Consider the following 6,424-nt stretch of genomic DNA (forward strand, 5'->3'; position numbering starts at 1 on the left):
AGGCCGGGCCGGCCCCGCCGGTCCGGCGAGCGGGTGACCGGCCGCAGGCTGGCCGCGTGGCCTGCCCGGCGTCGCGAGCATGTCGCGGAGGGGCGGATCGGCCGCGCTGCCAGGTAAAGGGATTCCCAATCAATTCCCATGCGCTGTTCTCGAATGAAATTCCCGGGTTGATGGGGGAACCGAAAAGCGGTTTGCTGCCTCTGATCCGCATGCCCTTCCCGACTTCCGAGGTCGCCGTGAACCGAATTGAACCGGCTTCGGCCGGAATGCCCGAAATCGCCCGGCGCGCGGCCGAGGCGAAGGCCCGGCTCGAACACGTCTCGGCGACCGCCTCGAGTCCCGACGGGGCGGTCACGGTCACCGTCAACACCAGCGGTGCGCTGCAGGAACTCACCTTCGGCGCGCGGGCCGACGAGCTGCCGCGGGCCCGGCTCGCCCAGGCCGTCCTCGCCGCCGCCAAGCGCGCGCAGGTCGACGCCGCCCAGCAGCTGACCGCGATCATGGCGCCGGTGATCGGGACCGACAGCGACGCGATGCATTTCCTCCAGGAACAGATCCCGGCGCCCGAATTGCCCGAAGAACCGGAAAAGCCGCCGCGCTGGGAATTCGCCGCGAACGAGCCCGCGACACCGCCGCCGCCACCGCCCGTGCGCCCGGCCCGGCCGCGGCCGGACGACGACGAAGACTTCGGCGGCCCGATCCTGCGCCGGGGGCTCTGATGGCGCTCAAGGTCGACTTCGACGTCCTCGGCGGGCACGAGGACGAGATCCGCGAGATCGCGGACAAGGTGCAGCAGGCCCTCGACGCCGCCGGCAGCGCGCAGGCGCTCGACTTCGACGCGTTCGGGCTGGTCGGGCAGGTGTTCGCGGTGCCGATCCAGATCTGGACGAGCCAGGCCGAGGACTTCCTCCGCTCGGCCGTCGACGCCGGGCACGAGGTCGCCGACCGGGTGAAGACCGCCCACGGCGCCTTCACCGAGCACGAACAGACGACGAAGTGCCTGATCGAAGGCATCGGCAAGGAGCTGCCGGCATGACCGAGACGCAGGAGAACCCGCTGGTCGCGACCAGCGAGCCGAGCGGCGGCTTCTGGAGCGGGATGGGCGACTCGTCGAAGGGCGAGCTCGACAACGTCAACGCCCAGACGAGCGGCGCGGGCATCTTCAACGACGCCGCGGCCACGCTCACCGACGCCCGCAACGGCGACTGGGGCAACCTCGCGCTGGACGTCGGCACCGACGCCCTCGACCTGCTCGGCGCGGCGATGGACCCGCTCGGCACCCTGGCGAGCGCCGGCGTCGGCTGGCTGATCGAGCACATCAGCTTCCTGAAGGACGGCCTCGACAAGCTCGCCGGCAAGCCCGAAGCCGTCACCGCCAAGGCCGTGACCTGGGCGAACATCTCGAAGCAGCTCACCGAGACCGCCGAGCAGTACGAGCGGCAGGCCAAGAAGGTCCAGCAGTCCTTCAGCGACTGCGGGTCCGCCGAGGCGTACCAGAAGACGGCGGAGAGCTACGTCGGCGTCCTGCGCGGAGCGGCTTCGCACGCCGACAGCGCGTCGACGGCGATGAACGTCGGCGCGGCGCTGGTCGGCACCGAGCGCGGGCTGATCCGCGACATGATCTCGTCGTTCGTCGGCGAGCTGATCGTCAAGGCGCTGGCCGCGCTGGCGGCGTCGTGGTGCACCTTCGGCGGCACGATCGCGGCGTTCATCGCCGACACGGTCGTCGAGGGCGGGATCCTCGCCGAGAAGATCAGCACGCGGATCGCGAAGATCGTCGAGAAGCTGGAGGGCCTGGCCAAGGGCGCGGGCAAGTCGAAGGCGGCGCTCGAAGGCGCGGCGAACGCCCTGAAGAAGGTGGGCAAGGGCGTCGACAAGATCGTGGACAAGAGCGTCGACACCGCCGCGAACATCGAACGCCGGGCCAACGAGCTCAAGCAGGCGGGCAAGGAGGCGAAGTCCGCCGAGGAGACGGCCAAGGGGTGGAGCGACGCCGCCAAGGAGCACGTGCCCGGCCGCGAGAAGGTCGAAGGGCTCGGCGACAAGCTGTCCGACGACGGCCGCAGCTTCCTCAGCCAGAAGGAGTGGCGCGAGGGCGGCGGCGTCCCCGGCTTCAACCTCGCCGACGGCGTCGGCGTCGCCACCGAAGGGCGCCGCCAGGAGAACGAGCAGATCGACCGCTACCACGAAGGCCAGGAGGCCTACGAAAAGGAACACCCGGAGGGTGAAGGCGAGTGACCGCGGCCGGGCAGGCGGAGGTGGAGCTGGCCAACCGGCAGGGCAGGCTCCACCCCTCGCAGCGGGGGAAGGTGCTCGACGGCTCCTTCTGGCTGGCCGCGGTCGTCGCGGTCGCGGCGCTCGTCGTCGCCGTGGTCATCCCGCTCTCGACGATCGACACCCGGTTCGGCGCCCGGCTCACCGGGGCCACGGTGGCCGCGGCCCTCGGCACGGCGGTCCCCCTCCTGCTCCTGGCCGCGTGGCTGGCGTTCGTCTGCGGGCGCCGGCTGGCCGACGTCCGGGACGGGCGGCTGGTCGCGATCACCGGCTGGACCCACGACTTCGGCAGGCAGCGGCCCGACCGCGAGTACCCGATCGTGCTCTCGACGCGGCTCAGCAAGGGCATGAACGAGCACCACTACTTGACCGCGGGCGGCAAGGAGTTCCAGCTCTACGGCACGGGCCCGCGGGTCCAGCCGGACCGCAACAACACCGTTCTGCTGACCCCGCGGGCCCGGCTGCTGATCACCGTCCTGCCGGCGTCGCCCGGGGCTCGATCACCAGGTCACCGCGGGTGACCGCGCGGAGGTGGTCACCGCCGAGCAGGTCGTGCGGGTAGCCGAGGTCGAGCGCGCTCACCTCGTCGAGGCGGGCCAGCTGGTCCGGCGTGAACTCGACGGCGAGGGCGCCCAGGTTGCCGTCCAGCTGGGCGAGCGTGCGGGCGCCGACGACCGGCGCCGTCACGCCCGGGTTCCGCAGGGTCCAGGCCAGCGCGACCTGGGCCGGCGTGTGCCCCGCCTCGGCCGCGACCTCGGTGACGACGTCGGCGATGGCGAGCGTGCGGTCGGTGACCATGCCGAGCCCCGCGTTGAAGCTCCGGCGGGTGCTCTCGCCGGAGCCCGCACCGCGGTACTTGCCGGACAGCACGCCGCCGCCCAGCGGCGAGTACGGCGTCACGCCGAGGCCCAGCTCGCGCGCCATCGGGATCAGGTCGCGTTCGGCGTCCCGCCGGATCAGGCTGTACTCGACCTGCAGCGCGATCAGCGGCGACCAGCCCCGCAGGTCGGCGATCGCCTGCATCCGCGAGACCTCCCAGGCCGGGACGTTGGACATCGCCACGTACCGGACCTTGCCCAGCCGCACCAGGTCGTCGAGGCCGCGCAGGATCTCCTCGACCGGCGTCGTGAAGTCCCAGACGTGCAGGAAGAGCAGGTCGAGGTAGTCGGTGCCGAGCTGCCGCAGGCTGGTTTCCACCGACGCGAACAGGCTCTTGCGGTGCGGGCCGCCGGCGTTGGGGTCGCCAGGGCGCAGCAGCGTCGTGTACTTGGTCGCCAGCACCAGGCGTTCGCGGTGCTCGCGGGCGAACTCGCCCAGCAGCCGCTCGGCGCTGCCGTCGGTGTACGTCGGCGCCGTGTCGAGAAAGTTGCCGCCGCGCTCGACGTAGGTGTCGAACAGCTTGCGCGCCTCGGCCGCCTCCGCGCCCCAGCCCCACTCGGTGCCGAACGTGGCCGTGCCCAGTGCCAGCGGCGAAACCCGCAGCCCGGACCGGCCCAGCAGCCGGTAGGTGTCGAGGGTGAGCGTCATCGGGGTCCTCCGGTTTCGGTGATCGTCTCCGGCCACCAGCCTCGGCCCGCCGCGGGCCCGCGGTAAGGGAAGGACCTTCCTGGGAACAGCCGTCCCACCCTGCCGGTTGACCCCGGGTATGAGCACCGCCACCGTGGAGCTGGCCGCGTTCCTGCGGACCCGGCGGGAACGCCTGGACCCGCGCGACTTCGACCTGCCCGTGCGCCGTTCTCGGCGGACGCCGGGGCTGCGCCGCGAGGAGGTCGCCGAACTGGCCGGGGTCAGCGTCGACTACGTCGTGCGGCTGGAGCAGGCACGCGGGCTGCGGCCGTCGGCGGCCGTGGTGGAGGCGCTGTCGGAGGCGTTGCGGCTGACCGCCGGCGAACGCGCCTACTTCTTCGACCTGGCCCGGCAGCGGCCGCGCGGCACCGGCGAGCCGGCCACCACGGCGGTGCCGTCGCTGGCGCGGCTGGTCGACGACCTGTCGCCGCTGCCCGCCATGCTGACGAACCACCGCTTCGACATCCTGGCCTGGAACGGCGAAATGGCCCGGCTGCTGCTGGACTTCGGCACCTTGCCGCCGTCGCGGCGGAACGCGATGTGGCTGTGCCTGCTGCACCCGGAGATCCGCGAGTACTACGTGGACCGCGAACGCGTCGTGCGGGAAGGGGTGGCCCACCTGCGCACGGCGTGGGCCGCGCACCCGGACGACGAGGTGCTGACCGGCCTGATCGCCGAATGCACCGCCGGCAACGCGGAGTTCGCGCGGCTGTGGGCCGAGCGGGACGTCCGCGCCACCGGCCGCGGGAGCAAGGTGCTGCGCCACCCCGGCGCCGGGGTGATCGCCGTGGACTTCGAGGTCCTCGTGCCGGCCGGGGACACCGACCAGCGGCTGATGATCTGCCGTCCCGCGGACGAGGCGAGCCGGGCCGCGTTCAGGAGTTGCGCGGGAAGCCCAGGTTGACGCCCGCGTGCGAGCGGTTCGGCCACCGCGACGTCACGACCTTCGTGCGGGTGAAGAAGTGGAAGCCTTCCGGCCCGTAGGCGTGGCTGTCGCCGAACAGCGAGTCCTTCCAGCCGCCGAAGGAGTAGTAGCCGACCGGCACCGGGATCGGCACGTTGACGCCGACCATGCCGACCTCGACCTCGTTCTGGAACTTCCGCGCGGCCGCGCCGTCGCCGGTGAAGATGGCGGTGCCGTTGCCGTACGGGTTCGCGTTGATCAGGTCGAGCGCGTCGTCGTAGGAGGCCGCGCGGGCGACCGAAAGCACCGGGCCGAAGATCTCGTCGGTGTAGATCGACATCTCCGGGCGGACGTGGTCGAACAGCGTCGGTCCGAGCCAGAAGCCGTCGCCTGCCACCTCGATGCCCCGGCCGTCCACCACCAGTGACGCGCCGGACTCGATGCCGGCGTCCACATAGGACGCCACGCGCTCGTGGTGCGCCTTGGTGACCAGCGGGCCCATCTCGGACTCGGGGTCGCGGCCGTCGCCGACGCGCAGCCGCGCCATCCGCTCGGAGATCTTCGCGACCAGCTCGTCGCCGACCGGGTCGACGGCGACGACCACCGACACCGCCATGCAGCGCTCCCCCGCCGAGCCGAAGCCGGCTGAGACCGCGGCGTCGGCGGCGAGGTCGAGGTCGGCGTCCGGCAGCACGACCATGTGGTTCTTGGCCCCGCCGAGCGCCTGGACGCGCTTGCCGTGCCGGGTGCCGGTTTCGTAGACGTAGCGCGCGATCGGCGTCGACCCGACGAACGAGATCGCCTTGACGTCGGCGTGTTCCAGGAGGCCGTCGACCGCGGCCTTGTCGCCGTGCAGCACGTTGAGCGCGCCCGCGGGCAGCCCGGCTTCGGCGAACAGCTCCGCGATGAACACCGCCGCCGACGGGTCCTTCTCGCTCGGCTTGAGCACGACGGTGTTGCCGCAGGCCAGCGCGTTGGGGACGAACCACAGCGGCACCATGGCCGGGAAGTTGAACGGCGAGATCACGCCGACCACGCCGAGCGGCTGGGCGATCGAGTAGACGTCGACGCCGGTGGAGGCGTTCTCGCTGAAGCCGCCCTTGAGCAGCTGGGCGGCGCCGCACGCGTACTCGACGTTCTCGATCGCGCGGGCGATCTCCCCGGCCGCGTCCGACTCGACCTTGCCGTGCTCGCTCGTGATGATCTTCGCCAGCTCGTGCTTGCGGGCCGAGAGCAGCTCGCGGAAGGCGAACAGCACGCGCGTCCGCCCCGCCAGCGACGTTCCGCGCCAGCCCGGCAGCGCCGCCTTGGCCGCGGCGACGGCGGCTTCGACCTCGGCGTCACCCGCGAAGTCGACCTGGGCGCGGACCTGGCCGGTGGCCGGGTCGAACACGTCGCCGCTGCGCGCGGGGGTCCCGGTGAACGGCTTGCCGTCGATCCAGTGGCTGATGCGGTCGCTCACGGCGGTGCGCTCCTTCGCTCGGGGGACGTCCACCCGAGTCTCCGGGCGGGCGCCACGCGGACGCCATCGGCAACGTGTACGCCAGTTGCCTCCCGGCCGTACAGTCTGTGCCTGCCGATCACCCGAGGAGCCATGTACCCGACCGTCGCCGAGGCGCTCGCCCTGCCGGTGCTGCGCCAGGGCCGCCCGCACGTCGTCGCCGGCGCGGCCGGGCTGGA

7 protein-coding genes are annotated in these 6,424 nt (G+C 72.3%); 5 read left to right on the forward strand and 2 right to left on the reverse strand.

Annotation, left to right across the window (positions count from 1 at the left end; translation table 11 throughout):
* The 4 genes from G3I65_RS57020 to G3I65_RS05280 form a co-directional block, all read left to right on the forward strand.
* On the forward strand, positions 1-719 hold a 719-nt coding region (locus G3I65_RS57020; RefSeq protein WP_239070544.1), incomplete at its 5' end, for a YbaB/EbfC family nucleoid-associated protein.
* Entirely contained in the window at positions 719-1,036 is a 318-nt protein-coding gene (locus G3I65_RS05270) for a type VII secretion target (protein ID WP_160695092.1), read from the forward strand. The genes G3I65_RS57020 and G3I65_RS05270, both read left to right, overlap by 1 nt.
* Complete coding sequence (locus G3I65_RS05275) at positions 1,033-2,238, forward strand: hypothetical protein (protein ID WP_160695093.1); 1,206 nt, start codon at positions 1,033-1,035, stop codon at positions 2,236-2,238. The genes G3I65_RS05270 and G3I65_RS05275 overlap by 4 nt, the downstream gene beginning before the upstream one ends.
* Entirely contained in the window at positions 2,235-2,795 is a 561-nt protein-coding gene (locus tag G3I65_RS05280) for a hypothetical protein (protein WP_160695094.1), read from the forward strand. The genes G3I65_RS05275 and G3I65_RS05280 overlap by 4 nt, the downstream gene beginning before the upstream one ends.
* On the opposite strand, the gene G3I65_RS05285 is transcribed toward G3I65_RS05280, so the two are convergent.
* Positions 2,743-3,801, reverse strand: coding sequence for an aldo/keto reductase (locus tag G3I65_RS05285; protein ID WP_160695095.1), 1,059 nt, complete (start codon positions 3,799-3,801; stop codon positions 2,743-2,745). The two genes, G3I65_RS05280 and G3I65_RS05285, sit on opposite strands and share 53 nt — an antisense overlap.
* 118 nt (positions 3,802-3,919) lie before the next feature.
* Between G3I65_RS05285 and G3I65_RS05290 the strand changes: the two genes are divergently transcribed.
* Positions 3,920-4,744, forward strand: coding sequence for a helix-turn-helix domain-containing protein (locus G3I65_RS05290; RefSeq protein WP_160695096.1), 825 nt, complete (start codon positions 3,920-3,922; stop codon positions 4,742-4,744).
* Here the strand turns inward: G3I65_RS05290 and G3I65_RS05295 are convergent.
* Positions 4,716-6,206 (reverse strand): CoA-acylating methylmalonate-semialdehyde dehydrogenase, encoded by a 1,491-nt coding sequence (locus G3I65_RS05295; RefSeq protein ID WP_160695097.1) that lies wholly within the window; start codon positions 6,204-6,206, stop codon positions 4,716-4,718. The two genes, G3I65_RS05290 and G3I65_RS05295, sit on opposite strands and share 29 nt — an antisense overlap.
* Between the last annotated feature and the right edge of the window lie 218 nt (positions 6,207-6,424).

Origin of the sequence: Amycolatopsis sp. SID8362, from assembly GCF_010550475.1 — a bacterium.
GTDB classification, from domain to species: domain Bacteria; phylum Actinomycetota; class Actinomycetes; order Mycobacteriales; family Pseudonocardiaceae; genus Amycolatopsis; species Amycolatopsis eburnea.

Bases quoted from the DNA above. Each gene is read 5' to 3' on its own strand.
- G3I65_RS05290 (WP_160695096.1), top strand. From the start codon at position 3,920: ATGAGCACCGCCACCGTGGAGCTGGCCGCGTTCCTGCGGACCCGGCGG.
- G3I65_RS05270 (WP_160695092.1), top strand. From the start codon at position 719: ATGGCGCTCAAGGTCGACTTCGACGTCCTCGGCGGGCACGAGGACGAG.
- G3I65_RS05285 (WP_160695095.1), bottom strand. From the start codon at position 3,801: ATGACGCTCACCCTCGACACCTACCGGCTGCTGGGCCGGTCCGGGCTG.
- G3I65_RS05275 (WP_160695093.1), top strand. From the start codon at position 1,033: ATGACCGAGACGCAGGAGAACCCGCTGGTCGCGACCAGCGAGCCGAGC.